1 pseudogene is annotated in these 681 nt (G+C 75.6%); it reads left to right on the forward strand.

The features are described 5' to 3' along the window. Nucleotides 1–681: pseudogene (locus tag ACLEQD_RS44790) on the forward strand (hypothetical protein); the annotation flags it as partial.

Consider the following 681-nt stretch of genomic DNA (forward strand, 5'->3'; position numbering starts at 1 on the left):
CGCCGCCCGTCCCCGAGGATCCGTTCTCCTTCGACGACGAGGTCCCGTCCGCCGCGTTCGCCTCGCCGGGCGTGGCCGCGCCCCGTGCCAACTCGTTCGACCCGGGCCCTGGCGCGCCGATGGCCCTCCCGGACGACTCGTTCAACTTCGACATGGGCGCCGCGCCGCCGGCCCCCGCGCCCATGGCCGCGGAGGACGACTTCTCGGAGGTGGGCAGCGGCGAGTTCTCCTCGCTCGACACCAGCGACTTCTCCGAGCCGCGCGAGGACGTGACCCGCGTCGTCGCCATCCCCGTCCCCACCGACGCCTACCGCGAGCCCGCCGCGCCCGTCGCCTACGGCTCGAACGAGCCCGCCAGCACCGCGCGCGACTTCGACTTCTCCGAAGACCCCATCGCCGCCGCCCCGCCCGCCCCCGAGGCCGACTTCGGCACGCCCGACTTCGACTTCGCGGACGACGGGAACCTGCCCGCCCCCGCGCAGGCCGCGCCCGAGGACGCCTTCACCTTCGACATCAACGACCCGTCCAACGCCCACGGCCCGGCGGCGTCGCGCGCCCATCCGCAGACCTACGGCTACGGAGAGCCCCAGCAGGCGGATCCGTTCGCCCTGGCCCCGCCCTCCGCCGAACCCGAGGCGGATCCGTTCGGCCTCCCGCCGCCCTCCGCCTACGCGGACCCGG

The organism is Corallococcus sp. 4LFB, assembly GCF_046520365.1.
In the GTDB taxonomy this organism is placed as follows: Bacteria; Myxococcota; Myxococcia; order Myxococcales; family Myxococcaceae; genus Corallococcus; species Corallococcus caeni.